Below are 16581 nucleotides of genomic sequence, written 5' to 3'. Positions count from 1 at the left end.
ACTAACCAAGTTCCTCCTGCACTTTTCTTTTTGTCCGGATAAAGGTGATCAACTGGATGATTTCGTCTTCACTCAGCGGCTTGCCGTCAACAGAAATGTTAAAGTTAAGGCTGCTCCACGTGGTCAATTCAATGGTCTGAGGAGCAGTCTGCTTTTGTTTCTCGCGGCCTAAAAGTTCATCGCAGGTTGTGTCAAAGAGGTCAGCCAGCATGGCAAGTGCCTCAAGCGAAGGCCGCCGGTAGCCTGACTCGTAGCCGGCATATGTGCTTTTTGCGATACCCAGAAGGTCAGCTGTATATTGAAGCGACCAATTTTTCTTTTTTCTCAATTCAGTTAAACGATCTAGATTCATGAACTTTCGCTCCTTTTTCACCTTGAGCTGATTATATCATATAGGTATTAGGAAGTGTACGCGAATTGAATAATAATGTCTTGCGTATTTTATTTTCCGTGTCTATAATTGCATTAAAAGTATGCGATAAGCGAATGCCTTCTCGCAACCCATCTTTAGAGACAGTGAAGAGGTGCATGGTATGAAAAAATTATTGATGTTGACAACTGGGGGAACGATTGCTTCAGTTGAAGGAGAAAATGGGCTGGCTCCCGGAGTCAAGGCTGATGAATTATTAAGTTACGTATCAAAACTTGATAACGATTACACGATGGAAACTCAGTCGCTTATGAATATAGACAGCACCAATATGCAACCTGAATACTGGGTGGAAATAGCGGAAGCCGTTAAGGATAATTATGATGCCTATGACGGGTTTGTTATTACACACGGCACAGATACAATGGCCTATACATCTGCCGCACTATCATATATGCTGCAGCATGCCAAAAAGCCGATTGTCATCACCGGTTCGCAGATCCCGATCACGTTCCAAAAAACCGATGCCAAAAAAAATATTACAGACGCGATTCGCTTTGCCTGTGAAGGCGTGGGCGGCGTTTATGTTGTGTTTGACGGCAGAGTCATTCAAGGAACGCGCGCGATCAAATTAAGAACGAAAAGCTACGACGCATTTGAAAGCATCAATTACCCATATATCGCTTTTATCAATGAAGACGGGATCGAATACAACAAACAAGTAACGGAACCTGAGAACGACACCTTCACAGTTGATACTTCACTATGTACTGATGTATGTCTGCTCAAGCTTCATCCAGGCTTAAAGCCTGAAATGTTTGATGCCCTGAAAAGCATATACAGAGGAATTGTTATAGAGAGTTATGGCAGCGGGGGCGTGCCGTTTGAAGGCAGAGACATTTTGTCAAAAGTGAATGAGCTAATCGAAAGCGGCATTGTCGTCGTAATCACAACTCAATGTCTCGAAGAAGGCGAAGATATGAGTATTTACGAGGTCGGCCGCAGAGTCAACCAAGACTTAATTATCCGATCCAGAAATATGAACACAGAAGCAATTGTGCCAAAATTGATGTGGGCACTCGGCCAGTCTTCAGATCTTCCAGTCGTCAAGAGAATTATGGAAACGCCAATTGCTGATGACGTTGTTCTGTAAACTGTCAGAAACTATGACCAACAAAGAGAGAAAGTAGGTTAAAGATTATGTTAAACGGCCAAAAAGAATACCGCGTGGAAAAAGATTTTCTTGGAGAAAAACAAATTGAAGCTGATGTTTACTACGGAATCCAGACGCTTCGTGCTTCTGAAAACTTCCCTATTACGGGATACAAGATCCATGAAGAAATGATTAACGCGCTGGCGATTGTAAAAAAAGCTGCAGCTCTTGCCAACATGGACGTGAAACGGCTGTATGAAGGAATTGGCCAAGCTATCGTACAAGCCGCTGATGAGATTCTGGAAGGCAAATGGCACGATCAGTTTATCGTCGATCCGATTCAGGGCGGTGCCGGTACTTCTATGAACATGAATGCGAATGAGGTGATCGGAAACCGGGCGCTTGAAATCATGGGACATCAAAAGGGAGATTATATCCATTTAAGCCCGAACACACATGTGAATATGTCACAGTCTACAAATGATGTGTTCCCGACCGCTATTCATATTTCCACATTGAAGCTGTTGGAAAAACTGCTGATAACAATGGAAGATATGCATAGTGTGTTCAAACAAAAAGCTCAGGAATTTGATTCTGTTATTAAAATGGGCCGGACACACCTTCAAGATGCTGTCCCGATTCGTCTTGGCCAGGAATTCGAAGCGTACAGCCGTGTTCTGGAGCGTGATATTAAACGGATCAAGCAATCACGCCAGCACCTGTATGAAGTCAACATGGGCGCAACTGCTGTGGGTACAGGCTTGAACGCCGATCCTGAATATATCAAACAGGTTGTAAAGCACCTTGCTGATATCAGCGGTCTTCCCCTTGTCGGAGCTGATCATCTCGTTGATGCGACACAAAATACAGATGCCTATACAGAGGTATCGGCTTCCTTAAAGGTCTGCATGATGAACATGTCTAAAATCGCAAACGACCTCCGCTTGATGGCATCAGGACCGCGCGCCGGCCTTGCGGAAATTTCTCTGCCAGCACGTCAGCCGGGTTCATCCATTATGCCGGGGAAAGTCAATCCGGTTATGGCCGAGCTAATCAACCAAATTGCGTTCCAGGTCATCGGAAACGATAATACAATCTGCCTTGCTTCAGAAGCCGGCCAGCTTGAATTGAACGTCATGGAGCCAGTGCTTGTCTTTAACTTGCTTCAATCCATCAGCATTATGAACAACGGCTTCCGTTCGTTCACTGACAATTGCTTAAAAGGCATCGAAGCCAACGAAAAACGTTTGAAACAATACGTGGAAAAAAGCGCAGGAGTGATTACTGCAGTCAATCCCCACCTAGGGTATGAAGCAGCAGCCCGAATTGCCCGTGAAGCAATAATGACAGGTCAATCAGTCCGTGATCTATGCCTGCAGCATGATGTGCTGACAGAAGAAGAGTTAGATCTTATTCTAAACCCATTTGAGATGACAAAACCAGGTATTGCAGGGAAAGAACTATTAGAAAAATAAAATTTATACAAAATACAGCTTATTCATCCACGTATAGCCCGGATGAATAAGCTGTTTACAACATAGGGATGAGGAAGTATAGTATACGTGTTGCACTATTTATTGAAAGCGTTTTAGCTTTTTACATGGAGGGGGACTTCTTTTGAAGGATGTAAGACTGCCAACATTATTCGAAATCATTATTGTACTAGGATCATTTTTAGCACTTGTCATGTCATTTACTGTCTTTTTAGATATGCCGATACAGCTCGCGCTTTTCATTTCCTGGTTTATCGCTATGATTCTCGGAATCAGACTCGGTTATTCTTATAAAGATATGCAGAATGCTATTCTGTATGGTATATCAAACGGTCTTGAAGCCGTTCTGATTCTTGTTTCAGTAGGAGCGCTTATTGGAACATGGATAGCCGGAGGGATCGTCCCGACTCTGATTTACTATGGTTTAGAATTTATTCACCCTAGTATCTTTTTACTAGCAACGTTAATTATTTGTTCCATTATGTCTGTAGCAACCGGAACATCATGGGGAACAGTCGGAACTGCCGGCATTGCCATGATCGCAATTGGAGAAGGATTAGGCCTTCCGCTTCCACTTGTAGCCGGCGCTATTCTTTCAGGCGCTTATTTCGGGGACAAGCTTTCTCCACTTTCAGACAGCACAGTTCTTGCATCTTCTCTATCGAAAGTGGATGTTTTAGACCATGTTAGGGCTATGCTCTTTTTATCTGTGCCAGCGTATGTGATTACAGCAATTCTCTTTACAGTTACTGGTTTTATGTACGGCGGGAAAAATATTGATCTTGATAAAGTTGAATTTTTGAAATCTTCTTTGCAAAATACATTTGACATTCATATTTGGATGCTGATTCCGGCTGTTGTTGTCATTGTCTTATTGTCGATGAAAAAGCCGTCGATGCCGGTTATCGTAATTGGCGCTTTGCTTGGGGCTATCTGGGCTGTTGTTTTCCAAGGCATGAACCCGGCGGATGCGGTTGCAACTGCCTACAACGGATTCTCGATTAAAACAGATGTTGAATTCTTGAACGGCCTGTTAAATCGCGGAGGCATCGTCGGAATGCTCGGTTCCCTAGTCGTCATTATCTTTGGTCTCGGATTTGGCGGACTGCTTGAAAAGCTTGGCGTCTTAAAAGTGATCGTCTCTATGTTTGAAAAGAAATTAACTTCACCTGGCAACGTCACTTTATCTACGCTGATTGTAGCGTTTTTAGCGAACATCTTCGGCTGTGCGATGTATGTATCTCTTATCTTGACACCGAAGATCATGGAAAACAGCTATGATCGATTAAATATCGACAGAAGAGTGCTTTCCCGTAACTCAGAGGTCGGGGGAACATTGACTTCAGGTATGGTTCCTTGGTCTGATAACGGTATTTACATGGCGGGGATACTAGGAGTTTCTACCTTCTCTTATCTGCCGTTTATGTGGCTCAGTTTTGTTGCAATAGGTCTTGCTATTATCTATGGTTATACAGGAAAATTTATATGGTATACGAAAAACAATACAGGTAAAGCCGAAAAACTAGGCTAATAGGGGAGGATCACTGAATGATAGCGAAACACATGATTCGGACACTGATGATCGAAACGCCTTCGGTTCCCGGAAATCTTGGAAGGGTAGCTACGGCAATTGGCCTTCTGGGCGGAGATATTGGTGAAGTGGAGACGGTAAAGGTCGGTCCCAACTACACAATGCGGAATATTACCGTTCAAGTGGAAAATGAAGAACAGCTTCAGGAAGTGATCGCGGCTGTACAGGCCTTGGGAGAAGGGATCAGGCTTCACACCGTGTCTGATGAGGTCCTCTCCGCCCATGAAGGCGGAAAAATCCAAATGAAAAGCAAAATGCCAATCCGCTCACTGGCAGAGCTCGGACGTGTCTATACACCAGGTGTTGCAGACGTGTGCAGGCTGATTGAAAAAGAACCTGAAAAAGCGTCTATTTATACAACGATCAGTAATTCTGTAGCGATTGTAACGGATGGAACAGCAATTCTCGGTCTTGGAAATATTGGCTCTGTGGCAGGCATGCCTGTTATGGAAGGAAAGGCTGCTCTGTTTGATCAGCTGGCGGGTATTAGTGGCATTCCGATATTGCTTGATACGAGTGATCCTGAAGAAATCATCAAAACGGTAAAGCATATTTCTCCGGGTTTTAACGGCATTCTGCTTGAAGATATCGGCTCGCCGCATTGCTTCGAAATTGAGGACCGCCTAAAAGAGGAGCTGAACATCCCTGTTATGCACGATGATCAGCATGGTACAGCTGTTGTCACGCTGGCAGCTGCCATTTCGGCATGCAGGAGTGCGGGGGTTGACCTGAAAGAAGCGAAAGTGGGGCAAATTGGCCTGGGTGCAGCAGGCGTTGCCATTTGCCGGATGTTTATGGCCTACGGCGTGAAAGCTGTGTACGGAACAGACAAATCGGAGGCTGCAATGAACCGTCTCGAACAATACGGCGGACAGGCAGTTGCCAGCATTGAGGAGCTCATGGAAACCTGTGACATTGTCATCGCTACAACGGGCGTTCCGGGTTTAATTAAACCAGCATTTGTACGTTCTGGTCAAGTGATATTGGCTTTATCGAATCCGAAGCCGGAAATTGAGCCGGAGGCCGCGCTGCAAGCTGGCGCCGCATATGCAGCGGACGGACGTTCTGTTAATAATGTGCTCGGTTTCCCGGGTATTTTTAGGGGAGCGCTCAATGCGAAAAGCAAGGAGATTAATCATGATATGCTTGTTGCCGCAGCAGAGGCCATCGCAGCCTGCACAAAACAAGGCGATGTAGTCCCTCAGCCGCTTGATTCAAAAGTCCATCATGAAGTAGCAGCTGCGGTCGAGCATGCAGCTCTAACAGCAGTCAAATAAAGAAGTCAAACAGCACCTGGCATAAACAGGTGTTGTTTTTCTCATCATATGATGATTTGCCTGCTGTAATTGCTGTGAAAATAAAAAAGGGTGTAATCAGCATGGCAAAAAGCCGAGCAAAAAAGAAGCGGGAGCATCTGCTTAGAAATGGCGGACGCGACCTTCTTATTATCAAGAGGCAGCACACCATCGTTCAGTACATATGAAAGAATGGTAATAAGTAAAAAATAGATGTTGAATAAACGGAAGCATAAGAATCCTTCTCATCATACGGCAGTTGGTGAGAAGGATTTTTTTGCCTCAAAAAGATGCCTTGCATTCTTCTCTATCATTTCTTTTTTGAAAATGGGCATGTTTTTCCGATTCTTTCATACAATCTATTAAATCAAATCACTAGAGCGGGCGGGAGGAAACGGTATGCGAAAAATCTCTTATAAGGACATGTTTCTCCGACATGTTAAAGATCATCTCTCTCTTTATATATTTGTCTCAGTGCTATTTTTCATGGGTGTCATCTTTGGCGCGATTATTGTCAACAGCATGACCATCAGCCAGAAAGAAGATTTATACTACTATTTAAGCCAATTTTTCGGACAGCTTTCGGATGGAAAACAGGCAAGTTCATCTGATATGTTTGGGCAAAGTATCTTTCATAATGCAAAGTATTTAGGATTGATGTGGATATTGGGAATTTCTGTCATTGGGATGCCGATTATTTTTATCATGATCTTTCTGAAAGGCATCGTTGTCGGCTTTACTGTCGGGTTCCTTGTCAATCAGATGGGAGTCAGCGGTTTTTTCTTATCCTTTGTCTCCGTTTTGCCCCAAAATGTGCTGCTGATTCCGGCTTATCTCATAATGGGCACGTGTGCGATTGCGTTTTCTTTAAAGTTAATCAGGCAGCTGTTTGTGAAACGAAGCCTTCATGACGCGCCGATTCAGTGGTTCGGTCGGTATGCCTTTGTGCTTCTGGTCATACTGTTTTTAGCGCTCATTTCATCTTTCTTTGAAGCATATTTATCTCCAGTTTTAATGGAAAAGCTTACATCAAAACTTTTTTAAAATTATTATTAAAAGAAAATCGTTTTATTTATCAGTTTATAATAATTATAGTTGGAACTCCGCGCGTATTTTGTTATAATGAGTCATGGAATGCGGCGTAGGAGGGAAAGACATGGAAAACCGTATTGATCGAATTAAGAAACAACTGCACTCATCCAGCTACAAACTTACGCCTCAGCGTGAAGCGACAGTAAGAGTGCTGCTTGAAAATGAAGAAGACCATTTAAGCGCAGAAGATGTATACCTCCTCGTAAAAGAGAAATCTCCTGAGATCGGTCTCGCAACAGTATACCGTACGCTTGAATTATTAACTGAATTAAAAGTCGTTGATAAAATTAACTTTGGAGACGGCGTGTCCCGTTATGACCTTCGTAAAGAGGGTGCAGCTCACTTTCATCACCACTTGGTGTGCATGGAGTGCGGAGCCGTTGATGAAATTGAAGAAGATTTGCTTGAAGACGTGGAAGAAATCATTGAACGTGATTGGAAATTTAAGATTAAAGATCATAGATTGACGTTTCACGGCATATGCCACCGCTGTAACGGAAAAGAAACTGAATAGATGGTGCCGAGCGCGAACCTTTTCTCATAGGGAAAGGGTTTTTTGCTGTTTCTATGTATAAAACCTTTCTGATTTGGCATATGGTTTAAATAACTGGAACCATAGGGAAAGGATCGATTAGGACATGGGAAGATTCCTAAAAACAGCTCTCGATGCATTGAAAGTTTTCATCCTGTTTACCGGTTTTACCGCTCTGTTCTATTATGCTATGATATGGGTGAATCAAGAGTATGAAAACTATCATCGGTACGATAAACCGGAAGGCTCCGCTGTAAAAGTTGTTGAAATGGATCAGGATGAAAAGGGCGGATGGTTCGACCGGTTGATCTTTTTTTACCAAAACGGGGAGTAGATAGAGTGAAAGATCAAATAAAGGATTTCATCCACTACGTCACGGTAGAGAGAGGGCTTTCCCAAAACACAGTGGTATCCTATGAACGTGACTTGAAAAGCTATTCTCACTATTTAACAGAAACCCTTCATGTTACGGATTGGAATCACGTAACCCGTATACATATTATCCAATATCTAAAGCACTTGAAGGACTCGGGGAAATCCGGCAAGACATCGGCGCGTCATTTGGCATCGATTCGCTCTTTTCACCAATTTCTGTTCAGGGAAAAGGTGACGGACAAGGATCCTTCCGTTCATATCGAAACACAAAAGACCGAACGGGCGCTTCCGAAGGTGCTCGCGCTCAATGAGGTCGAACGATTATTGGACACGCCTAAACTGACGAGTCCTTTCGGCTATCGGGATAAAGCAATGCTGGAGCTGCTTTATGCGACAGGCATACGAGTCAGTGAGATGATTGAATTGAAAACGGCAGATGTTCATTTATCCATGGGTTTTGTCCGCTGCTTCGGGAAAGGAAGAAAAGAACGAATTGTGCCAATCGGTGAAGCGGCCGCTTCCGCCATTGAGGAATATATAACCAAAGCCAGGGGGAAACTGCTGAAGAACAATGTGTCTGACGCTCTCTTTTTAAATCATCACGGCAAACAGATCAGCCGCCAGGGATTTTGGAAAAACCTGAAGAAAATCGCACTGGAAGCGGGGATTAAAAAAGAGCTGACCCCGCATACCCTCAGGCATTCCTTTGCGACCCATCTGCTTGAGAACGGGGCTGATCTTAGAGCGGTGCAGGAAATGCTCGGCCATGCGGATATATCGACGACGCAAATTTATACGCATGTGACGAAAACAAGGCTGAAGGATGTGTACAAGCAGTTTCATCCGCGCGCCTAGCCGCAGGTGGCTGCGGCTTTTTTGTTTAGGGCGACAGAAAATATTGAAGTTTCTCATTATTTCTGAATGCATTGTCAACGGGAATGAAAACGGTTTATACTTGAGTTGTCTGACCTCTTAGCGATACAATAGACGTATAGAAAAAAAGGAGGCTTTCATGAGATGCCTGCATACAAATATAATCGTGTGTTTTTAATTGTGATGGACTCAGTCGGAATCGGCGAAGCGCCGGATGCCGCTGACTTTAATGACGAAGGCGCCAATACGCTCGGGCATATTGGTGAGCATATGAATGGATTACATATGCCGAATATGGCAAAGCTCGGCCTAGGTCTCATCGGAGACATCAAAGGTGTAGAAAAAACAGAACATCCGCTTGCGTATTATGGAAAAATGCAAGAAGCGTCTAACGGTAAAGATACCATGACCGGCCATTGGGAGATCATGGGCTTGTATATTGATAAACCGTTTAAAGTATTCCCGGAAGGCTTCCCTGATGAACTGCTTCAGGAGCTGGAAAAGAAATCTGGACGCAAAATTATCGGAAACAAGCCGGCTTCCGGCACAGCGATTTTGGATGAACTTGGCCAGGAGCACATGGAGACAGGGGCTTTAATTGTATACACATCTGCTGACTCTGTTCTGCAAATTGCCGCTCACGAAGAGGTTGTGCCGCTTGAAGAGCTGTACCGCATTTGTGAAACGGCGAGAGAGCTGACGCTTGATCCGAAGTATATGGTAGGCCGTATTATCGCACGGCCGTTCGTCGGAGAGCCGGGACAATTTAAACGGACACCAAACCGTCATGACTATGCGCTTAAGCCGTTTGACCGCACTGTTATGAATGAATTGAAAGACAGCGGTTTAGATGTGATCTCAATCGGAAAAATCTCTGATATTTATGACGGAGAAGGCATTACCTCGTCACGGAGAACAGTTTCCAATATGGACGGAATGGACAAGGTGATCAATACGCTGGGAGAAGACTTTACTGGTCTGAGCTTTGCAAACCTTGTTGATTTTGACGCTTTATTCGGACATCGCCGTGACCCAGAAGGCTACGGACGCGCGCTTGAAGAATTTGATGCACGTCTTCCGGAAGTATTTGAGAAAATGAAAGAAGACGATCTGTTAATCATTACAGCTGACCACGGTAATGATCCGATTCATCACGGAACCGACCATACACGCGAGTACGTGCCGATTCTCGCTTACAGCAAAAAACATCAGAAAGCGCAAATGCTGCCGCTTGCAGATACATTTGCTGATATCGGCGCTACGATCGCTGATAATTTCCAAACGAATAAACCGAAATACGGGAAAAGCTTTTTATCTTTATTACAATAGGGGGACTGTTTCTTGAAAGACAGAATTGAACGCGCAGCCGATTTTATTAAGCAAAACCTGCCGGAATCTCCGAAGATTGGCCTTATTTTAGGCTCAGGTCTTGGTATTTTGGCGGATGAAATTGAAAATCCGGTCAAGTTGAAATATGAAGACATACCTGAATTCCCGGTATCCACTGTTGAGGGACATGCCGGCCAGCTTGTGCTTGGCACCCTTGAAGGAGTGTCCGTTATAGCAATGCAGGGCCGTTTTCACTTTTATGAAGGCTATTCAATGGAGAAAGTCACCTTCCCTGTACGCGTGATGAAAGCGCTCGGCGTGGAAGCGTTAATCGTGACAAATGCTGCAGGCGGTGTCAACACAGAATTCCGTGCGGGAGACTTAATGATTATTACTGACCATATCAACTTTATGGGAACAAACCCGCTGATCGGGCCAAATGAAGCCGATTTCGGCGCCAGATTTCCAGATATGTCTTCAGCCTATGACAAAGACCTTTCCAGCTTGGCTGAAAACATTGCGAAAGACCTTAACATTCCAATTCAAAAAGGCGTGTATACCGCTGTGACAGGACCATCTTACGAAACACCGGCAGAAGTCCGCTTCTTAAGAACAATGGGCTCTGACGCAGTCGGCATGTCTACTGTTCCGGAAGTCATTGTGGCGAATCATGCAGGAATGCGTGTCCTAGGCATCTCTTGTATCTCTAACGCGGCAGCCGGCATTCTGGATCAGCCTTTAAGTCACGATGAAGTAATGGAAGTGACGGAAAAAGTAAAAGCAGGATTTTTACAGCTTGTAAAAGCAGTCGTCGCTCAGTACGAATAAAAATGAAGTGATAGCAAGTTCAAAAGACAGCTGTGTCTGACATGACGCAGCTGTCTTTTTTTATGCCGAAAAAAGATACGAAACATTTTCCATCAGTGGCGTATAAAACCATTCCGCTTGGAAAAAATAAAAAGGATTATGAAATGGAGGGCTTTTGAGATGAAACGTCTTTTATCCACTTTGTTGATTGGTATAATGCTGCTTACATTTGCGCCGTCTGCATTTGCAAAACAAGACGGAAAAGGTTCATCGGAGCTTGCTCATGAAGCGAAGTCTGCGGTGCTGATAGAACGTGACACGGGAAAAGTGCTTTACAACAAGAACAGTAATGAGAGACTGGCGCCTGCAAGCATGACGAAAATTATGACGATGCTTTTAATTATGGAAGCTTTAGATGAAGGCAAAATCAAAATGAGTGATAAGGTCCGTACGAGCGAGCACGCGGCTTCAATGGGCGGTTCACAAATTTTCCTTGAACCCGGTGAGGAAATGACAGTCAAAGAAATGCTGAAAGGCATCGCAATCGCATCGGGGAATGACGCCTCCGTAGCGATGGCTGAATTCATTTCCGGCTCTGAAGAAGAATTTGTGAAGAAAATGAATAAAAAAGCAAAAGAGCTGGGCTTGAAAAATACATCCTTCAAAAACCCGACCGGACTGACCGAGGATGAACACTACAGCTCTGCGTATGACATGGCAATCATGGCTAAGGAATTATTGAAATACGAATCAATAACGAAGTTTACCGGCACGTATGAAGACTATTTGCGGGAAAATACAGATAAAAAGTTTTGGCTTGTTAATACGAATCGGCTGATCAAGTTTTATCCTGGCGTAGACGGTGTAAAAACAGGCTATACAGGTGAAGCGAAATATTGTCTGACAGCTTCGGCTAAAAAAGGAAACATGCGGGCCATTGCGGTTGTGTTCGGAGCGAGCACACCTAAAGATAGAAACGCGCAAGTGACAAAGATGCTTGATTTCGCTTTTAGTCAATATGAAACACATCCTTTATATAAGAGAAATGAAATCGTAGCAAAAGTAAAGGTCAAAAAAGGCAAACAAAAATTTATCGAACTCTCTACTTCTGAGCCGATTTCAATATTGACGAAAAAAGGCGAGGATATGAAAAATGTGAAAAAAGAAATCAAATTGAATGACAATGTAAGTGCTCCTGTGCAAAAAGGCCAAGAGCTTGGCACACTCGTTCTGAAAAAGGATGGAGAAGTGCTCGCTGAAAGTCCTGTTGCTGCTAAAGAAGATATGAAGAAAGCCGGGTTCTTAACATTCTTGAAGCGGACGATGGGAGACTGGACAAAATTTAAGTAATTATGCCGAATGGCCACTAGTTTTGTCACGGTGAAGGAATTTATTCCGTCGAAATCGAAACACTCATTATCCGATCATATCAAGGAGGAATGAGCATGAGCCTTGGAATTGACATGCATGTCAAAGAATCTGTGCTTTGTATTCGATTAACAGGCGAACTCGATCACCATACGGCTGAAGCCCTGAAACAAAAAGTAACTCAATCATTGGAGAAGGATGATATTCGCCATATCGTGCTGAACCTAGAGGACCTTTCCTTTATGGACAGCTCGGGGCTTGGCGTCATTTTAGGACGATACAAGCAAATTAAGCAAATTGGCGGGGAAATGGTCGTTTGCGCTATCTCTCCTGCGGTAAAGCGGCTGTTTGATATGTCGGGTCTGTTTAAAATTATCCGTTTTGAACAATCTGAGCAGCAGGCGCTGCTAACGCTGGGGGTGGCATCATGAAAAACGAAATGCATCTTGAATTTTCTGCCCTCAGCCAGAATGAATCGTTCGCCCGTGTCACAGTTGCTTCGTTTATTGCCCAGCTTGACCCGACAATGGATGAACTGACCGAGATCAAAACAGTCGTGTCAGAGGCCGTAACGAATGCTATTATCCATGGATATGAAGAGGACTGTGACGGAAAAGTCTACATTTCAGTGACGCTGGAAGATCATGTCGTATATATGACCATTCGTGATGAAGGCAGGGGCATTACAGATCTTGAAGAGGCCCGCCAGCCTTTATTCACGACTAAACCTGAGCTTGAGCGCTCTGGAATGGGCTTTACTATTATGGAAAATTTCATGGATGATGTCAGTATTGATTCATCACCTGAGATGGGCACAACGATTCGCTTAACAAAGCACTTATCAAAAAGCAAAGCGCTTTGTAATTAAGGAGATTTGTTATGGATGTGGAGGTTAAGAAAAACGGCAAAAACGCTCAGCTGAAGGATCATGAAGTAAAGGAATTAATCAAACAAAGCCAAAATGGCGACCAGCAGGCAAGAGACCTCCTCATAGAAAAAAACATGCGTCTTGTTTGGTCTGTGGTACAGCGGTTTTTAAACAGAGGATACGAGCCTGACGATCTCTTTCAGATCGGCTGCATCGGGCTGTTGAAATCTGTGGACAAATTTGATTTAACCTATGATGTGCGTTTTTCAACGTATGCAGTGCCAATGATTATCGGTGAAATCCAGCGCTTTATTCGTGATGATGGAACCGTGAAGGTGTCTAGGTCTTTAAAAGAGCTCGGAAACAAAATCCGGCGCGCGAAGGATGAGCTTTCAAAAACACTAGGCAGAGTGCCGACGGTGCAAGAGATCGCCGACCATTTGGAAATTGAAGCAGAAGATGTCGTACTCGCCCAAGAGGCGGTAAGGGCGCCGTCTTCGATTCACGAAACCGTTTATGAGAATGACGGAGATCCAATAACCCTGCTTGATCAAATCGCTGACAACTCAGAAGAAAAATGGTTTGAAAAGATTGCCCTGAAAGAAGCGATCAGCGATTTGGAGGAAAGGGAAAAACTAATCGTCTATCTCAGATATTATAAAGACCAGACGCAGTCCGAGGTGGCTGAGCGGCTTGGGATTTCTCAAGTTCAGGTTTCCAGGCTTGAAAAGAAAATATTAAAACAGATTAAGGTTCAAATGGATCATACGGAAAGCTAGTCTGCCATGCAGGCTAGCTTTTTTGTGTGCAAAAGCGTGGTAATTTATGGTCTTTTCGAGCGGATGAATGAGAACAAAATCGAACCACATACTACATATATAACCACCGAAAGATGGTGATCAATGATGGAACGACGTATATTTATCCGACTTCGCCACAGGGTGCTGGCCCATCCGGGAGATATCATCACGGTTGGAGATGCCGCGCAAATTGAAGGACAGCTTCAGCTGAAAAAGAAACTGTCGGCAATGCCGCTTTATCAGGTGAGCGAAAAAGATAAAAATATTGTAATTCTGGATATCATACAAGTCCTCAAAGCCATTCATTTACAAGATCCGACACTCGATGTTCAGACGGTAGGCGGAGCAGAAACCATTGTTGAAATTCAGTATCGGAAACGGCAATTATCAACGGTACTGTTTATCGGTGTCTGGCTGCTACTGTTTATCGGATCGTGTCTTGCCATCATGAACTTTCATGAAGATGTAAGCATGAGAGATGTTCATATCGCACTATATGAAATCATAACCGGAGAGAGAAATGACTATCCATACTTGCTTCAAATCCCATACAGCATCGGTTTGGGACTGGGGATGATCGTGTTTTTTAACCACATATTTAAGAAGCGCCTTAATGAAGAGCCCAGCCCGCTGGAGGTTGAGATGTTTAACTACCAGCTTGATCTCGACCAATATGTGGCCATGCATGAGAATCGAGAAACAATAAAGGACTTGCATGATCGTTAGTGTATTGTTCATTATTTTTGTCGGGCTCGGCGGAGGCATCACGGTAGGGGCTGGCTTCGTTGCTTTTTTAACCGTAATGGGAATTATTCCGCGGCTGATGCAGCTCACCAAAACGATGAGATTTGTTCAGGCCTATGAAGCAGCTGTTATTCTTGGCGCGGTATGCGGGGGATGGGAGACGCTTCATATGAACCATCTTTTTTTAACAAAATGGCTTGCTGTGCCGGTCGGGCTGCTGGCTGGTGTGTTTGTCGGGATGCTTGCAGCTGCACTTACAGAGGTTTTAAATGTCTTGCCGATTCTAGCAAAACGAATCGGACTCAGAAGTAAAATCATTATTCTCTTAATGGCCATCGTGATGGGGAAAATCGCAGGATCTTTATTTCACTGGCTGTATTTTATTGATCATTCATAAGGAGGTTTCAAGATGACAAACATAAAAGAAAACTACAAATCAAAAGTGAAAACCTATCAGCCTAAGCCGCCTTACGTCTGGAACTGTGTAAAAGCCTTTTTGGTAGGCGGCCTGATCTGTGCGATCGGGCAAGGTCTGCAGAATTTTTATATCCATTTTTTTAATTTTAATGAAAAAACAGCAGGTAATCCAACAGCGGCAACACTGATATTAATTTCAGCACTGCTGACCGGGTTCGGCATCTATGACAGAATCGGACAGTTTGCAGGCGCGGGTTCAGCCGTGCCGGTTACAGGTTTTGCCAACAGTATGGCAAGCGCGGCTCTTGAATATAAAAGTGAAGGGTTAGTTCTTGGAGTAGCGACAAACATGTTTAAACTTGCGGGAAATGTCATTGTTTTCGGAGTTGTGGCTGCTTACATCGTCGGAATGATTCGGTTTGCTTTTGAGAAACTGATGTCATAGGAGGAGAAGAAAATGAAATTAACAGGAAAGCAAACCTGGGTATTTGAACATCCTTTATTTGTCAACTCGGCGGGAACAGCAACCGGACCAAAGGAAAAAGACGGGCCGCTCGGCTCTTTATTTGATAAAACCTATGATAAGATGCACTGTAATCAAAAAAGCTGGGAAATGGCTGAACGCCAGCTGATGGAAGATGCTATTCGTTCAGCGCTTCAAAAAAATAACCTCACAATAGGTGATATTGATCTATTGCTGGCAGGCGACTTGCTGAACCAAAACGTGACGGCCAACTATGTGGCAAGACACTTGAACATTCCGTTTCTTTGTATGTTTGGCGCCTGTTCAACATCAATGGAAACTGTGGCTGTCGCGTCTGCCTTAGTTGACGGCGGGTTTGCCAAGAGGGCGCTCGCTGCCACAAGCAGTCATAATGCCACAGCAGAAAGACAGTTTCGTTATCCGACGGAATACGGAGGCCAAAAACCGGACACTGCCACCTCTACTGTCACCGGAAGCGGAGCAGTTGTCATCAGTCAGACACCGAGTGATATCCAAATCACAAGCGCAACTGTCGGAAAGGTTTCTGACTTAGGAATTACAGATCCGTTTGATATGGGATCGGCCATGGCTCCGGCTGCAGCTGATACGATTAAGCAGCACTTTAAAGATCTCAACAGAACTGCAGATGACTATGATCTCATCCTGACAGGTGACCTATCAGGCGTCGGGTCTCCCATCGTAAAAGACATCTTAAAAGAAGATGGCTATCCGGTCGGCACAAAGCATGATGATTGCGGGCTTCTGATTTACACTCCGGATCAGCAGGTCTTTGCCGGAGGAAGCGGCTGCGCTTGTTCAGCGGTTGTCACCTACTCTCACATTTTTAAGCAGCTGAGAGAAGGAAAATTAAACCGTGTATTTGTCGTGGCGACCGGGGCGCTGTTAAGCCCGACGATGATTCAGCAAAAAGAATCCATCCCAACCATCGCCCATGGGGTTGTATTTGAGCGTGCAGGAGGTGCATCTTAA

19 protein-coding genes and 1 pseudogene are annotated in these 16581 nt (G+C 44.2%); 19 read left to right on the top strand and 1 reads right to left on the bottom strand.

Features of this window, described 5'->3' with window-relative positions; translation table 11 throughout:
- Position 1: 1 nt before the first annotated feature.
- Positions 2 to 352 carry an HTH-type transcriptional regulator AnsR gene (ansR, locus tag Q3W56_RS12675; RefSeq protein WP_302895706.1) on the bottom strand — a complete coding sequence of 117 codons (351 nt, stop codon included), beginning with the start codon at positions 350 to 352 and terminating at the stop codon, positions 2 to 4.
- A 181-nt stretch (positions 353 to 533) separates the two neighbouring features.
- Between ansR and ansA the strand changes: the two genes are divergently transcribed.
- From ansA to spoVAD, 19 genes and pseudogenes are all read left to right on the top strand, one after another.
- Positions 534 to 1523 (top strand): asparaginase, encoded by a 990-nt coding sequence (gene ansA, locus Q3W56_RS12670; RefSeq protein ID WP_302895705.1) that lies wholly within the window; start codon positions 534 to 536, stop codon positions 1521 to 1523.
- Positions 1524 to 1570: 47 nt separating this feature from the next.
- Positions 1571 to 2998: an aspartate ammonia-lyase gene (gene aspA / locus Q3W56_RS12665; RefSeq protein ID WP_019714855.1), complete on the top strand. Its 1428-nt coding sequence runs from the start codon at positions 1571 to 1573 to the stop codon at positions 2996 to 2998.
- A gap of 142 nt (positions 2999 to 3140) precedes the next feature.
- Positions 3141 to 4547 carry a malate-H+/Na+-lactate antiporter MleN gene (mleN, locus tag Q3W56_RS12660; protein ID WP_302895704.1) on the top strand — a complete coding sequence of 469 codons (1407 nt, stop codon included), beginning with the start codon at positions 3141 to 3143 and terminating at the stop codon, positions 4545 to 4547.
- A 17-nt stretch (positions 4548 to 4564) separates the two neighbouring features.
- The gene (locus Q3W56_RS12655; protein ID WP_302895703.1) at positions 4565 to 5884 is read left to right on the top strand and encodes an NAD-dependent malic enzyme; all 1320 of its coding nucleotides are present in this window, start codon (positions 4565 to 4567) and stop codon (positions 5882 to 5884) included.
- Positions 5885 to 5985: 101 nt separating this feature from the next.
- A pseudogene (locus Q3W56_RS12650) lies at positions 5986 to 6193 on the top strand (hypothetical protein); the annotation flags it as partial.
- Positions 6194 to 6301: 108 nt separating this feature from the next.
- Positions 6302 to 6946 carry a stage II sporulation protein M gene (gene spoIIM / locus Q3W56_RS12645; RefSeq protein ID WP_302895702.1) on the top strand — a complete coding sequence of 215 codons (645 nt, stop codon included), beginning with the start codon at positions 6302 to 6304 and terminating at the stop codon, positions 6944 to 6946.
- A gap of 112 nt (positions 6947 to 7058) precedes the next feature.
- Complete coding sequence (gene fur, locus Q3W56_RS12640) at positions 7059 to 7508, top strand: ferric iron uptake transcriptional regulator (protein WP_003223972.1); 450 nt, start codon at positions 7059 to 7061, stop codon at positions 7506 to 7508.
- A 124-nt stretch (positions 7509 to 7632) separates the two neighbouring features.
- Positions 7633 to 7860 carry a YqzK family protein gene (locus Q3W56_RS12635; RefSeq protein WP_003223970.1) on the top strand — a complete coding sequence of 76 codons (228 nt, stop codon included), beginning with the start codon at positions 7633 to 7635 and terminating at the stop codon, positions 7858 to 7860.
- 5 nt (positions 7861 to 7865) lie between these two features.
- A complete protein-coding gene (gene xerD / locus Q3W56_RS12630; RefSeq protein WP_302895700.1) occupies positions 7866 to 8756 on the top strand; it encodes a site-specific tyrosine recombinase XerD in 891 nt (296 codons plus the stop codon).
- Positions 8757 to 8918: 162 nt separating this feature from the next.
- The gene (deoB, locus tag Q3W56_RS12625; protein ID WP_302895699.1) at positions 8919 to 10103 is read left to right on the top strand and encodes a phosphopentomutase; all 1185 of its coding nucleotides are present in this window, start codon (positions 8919 to 8921) and stop codon (positions 10101 to 10103) included.
- A gap of 12 nt (positions 10104 to 10115) precedes the next feature.
- Positions 10116 to 10931 carry a purine nucleoside phosphorylase I, inosine and guanosine-specific gene (locus Q3W56_RS12620; protein WP_019714849.1) on the top strand — a complete coding sequence of 272 codons (816 nt, stop codon included), beginning with the start codon at positions 10116 to 10118 and terminating at the stop codon, positions 10929 to 10931.
- Between the two features lie 159 nt (positions 10932 to 11090).
- Positions 11091 to 12260, top strand: a complete 1170-nt coding sequence (gene dacF / locus Q3W56_RS12615) for a D-alanyl-D-alanine carboxypeptidase DacF (RefSeq protein WP_019714847.1) — start codon at positions 11091 to 11093, stop codon at positions 12258 to 12260.
- Positions 12261 to 12355: 95 nt separating this feature from the next.
- Positions 12356 to 12709: an anti-sigma F factor antagonist gene (gene spoIIAA, locus Q3W56_RS12610; RefSeq protein WP_019714846.1), complete on the top strand. Its 354-nt coding sequence runs from the start codon at positions 12356 to 12358 to the stop codon at positions 12707 to 12709.
- Positions 12706 to 13146, top strand: coding sequence for an anti-sigma F factor (gene spoIIAB / locus Q3W56_RS12605; protein WP_019714845.1), 441 nt, complete (start codon positions 12706 to 12708; stop codon positions 13144 to 13146). The genes spoIIAA and spoIIAB overlap by 4 nt, the downstream gene beginning before the upstream one ends.
- Positions 13147 to 13157: 11 nt before the next feature.
- Positions 13158 to 13925 (top strand): RNA polymerase sporulation sigma factor SigF, encoded by a 768-nt coding sequence (gene sigF, locus Q3W56_RS12600; protein ID WP_019714844.1) that lies wholly within the window; start codon positions 13158 to 13160, stop codon positions 13923 to 13925.
- Between the two features lie 126 nt (positions 13926 to 14051).
- Positions 14052 to 14672 (top strand): stage V sporulation protein SpoVAA, encoded by a 621-nt coding sequence (gene spoVAA, locus Q3W56_RS12595; RefSeq protein WP_029317068.1) that lies wholly within the window; start codon positions 14052 to 14054, stop codon positions 14670 to 14672.
- Positions 14662 to 15087 (top strand): stage V sporulation protein SpoVAB, encoded by a 426-nt coding sequence (gene spoVAB, locus Q3W56_RS12590; RefSeq protein WP_019714842.1) that lies wholly within the window; start codon positions 14662 to 14664, stop codon positions 15085 to 15087. The genes spoVAA and spoVAB overlap by 11 nt, the downstream gene beginning before the upstream one ends.
- A gap of 12 nt (positions 15088 to 15099) precedes the next feature.
- The gene (gene spoVAC, locus Q3W56_RS12585; protein ID WP_019714841.1) at positions 15100 to 15552 is read left to right on the top strand and encodes a stage V sporulation protein AC; all 453 of its coding nucleotides are present in this window, start codon (positions 15100 to 15102) and stop codon (positions 15550 to 15552) included.
- A 12-nt stretch (positions 15553 to 15564) separates the two neighbouring features.
- Entirely contained in the window at positions 15565 to 16581 is a 1017-nt protein-coding gene (gene spoVAD, locus Q3W56_RS12580) for a stage V sporulation protein AD (RefSeq protein ID WP_302895697.1), read from the top strand.

It is taken from the genome of Bacillus sp. C28GYM-DRY-1, assembly GCF_030519405.1.
GTDB classification, from domain to species: domain Bacteria; phylum Bacillota; class Bacilli; order Bacillales; family Bacillaceae; genus Bacillus; species Bacillus spizizenii_A.
Note: the sequence above shows the minus strand (reverse complement) of the source record. Positions and strands in the feature narration are given on the sequence as shown.

Excerpts from the sequence above, each read along its gene's own strand:
- ansR (WP_302895706.1), bottom strand. The coding sequence starts at position 352 with ATGAATCTAGATCGTTTAACTGAATTGAGAAAAAAGAAAAATTGGTCG.
- ansA (WP_302895705.1), top strand. The coding sequence starts at position 534 with ATGAAAAAATTATTGATGTTGACAACTGGGGGAACGATTGCTTCAGTT.
- aspA (WP_019714855.1), top strand. The coding sequence starts at position 1,571 with ATGTTAAACGGCCAAAAAGAATACCGCGTGGAAAAAGATTTTCTTGGA.
- Q3W56_RS12655 (WP_302895703.1), top strand. The coding sequence starts at position 4,565 with ATGATAGCGAAACACATGATTCGGACACTGATGATCGAAACGCCTTCG.
- spoIIM (WP_302895702.1), top strand. The coding sequence starts at position 6,302 with ATGCGAAAAATCTCTTATAAGGACATGTTTCTCCGACATGTTAAAGAT.
- fur (WP_003223972.1), top strand. The coding sequence starts at position 7,059 with ATGGAAAACCGTATTGATCGAATTAAGAAACAACTGCACTCATCCAGC.
- Q3W56_RS12635 (WP_003223970.1), top strand. The coding sequence starts at position 7,633 with ATGGGAAGATTCCTAAAAACAGCTCTCGATGCATTGAAAGTTTTCATC.
- deoB (WP_302895699.1), top strand. The coding sequence starts at position 8,919 with ATGCCTGCATACAAATATAATCGTGTGTTTTTAATTGTGATGGACTCA.
- dacF (WP_019714847.1), top strand. The coding sequence starts at position 11,091 with ATGAAACGTCTTTTATCCACTTTGTTGATTGGTATAATGCTGCTTACA.
- spoIIAA (WP_019714846.1), top strand. The coding sequence starts at position 12,356 with ATGAGCCTTGGAATTGACATGCATGTCAAAGAATCTGTGCTTTGTATT.
- spoIIAB (WP_019714845.1), top strand. The coding sequence starts at position 12,706 with ATGAAAAACGAAATGCATCTTGAATTTTCTGCCCTCAGCCAGAATGAA.
- sigF (WP_019714844.1), top strand. The coding sequence starts at position 13,158 with ATGGATGTGGAGGTTAAGAAAAACGGCAAAAACGCTCAGCTGAAGGAT.
- spoVAA (WP_029317068.1), top strand. The coding sequence starts at position 14,052 with ATGGAACGACGTATATTTATCCGACTTCGCCACAGGGTGCTGGCCCAT.
- spoVAB (WP_019714842.1), top strand. The coding sequence starts at position 14,662 with ATGATCGTTAGTGTATTGTTCATTATTTTTGTCGGGCTCGGCGGAGGC.
- spoVAC (WP_019714841.1), top strand. The coding sequence starts at position 15,100 with ATGACAAACATAAAAGAAAACTACAAATCAAAAGTGAAAACCTATCAG.
- spoVAD (WP_302895697.1), top strand. The coding sequence starts at position 15,565 with ATGAAATTAACAGGAAAGCAAACCTGGGTATTTGAACATCCTTTATTT.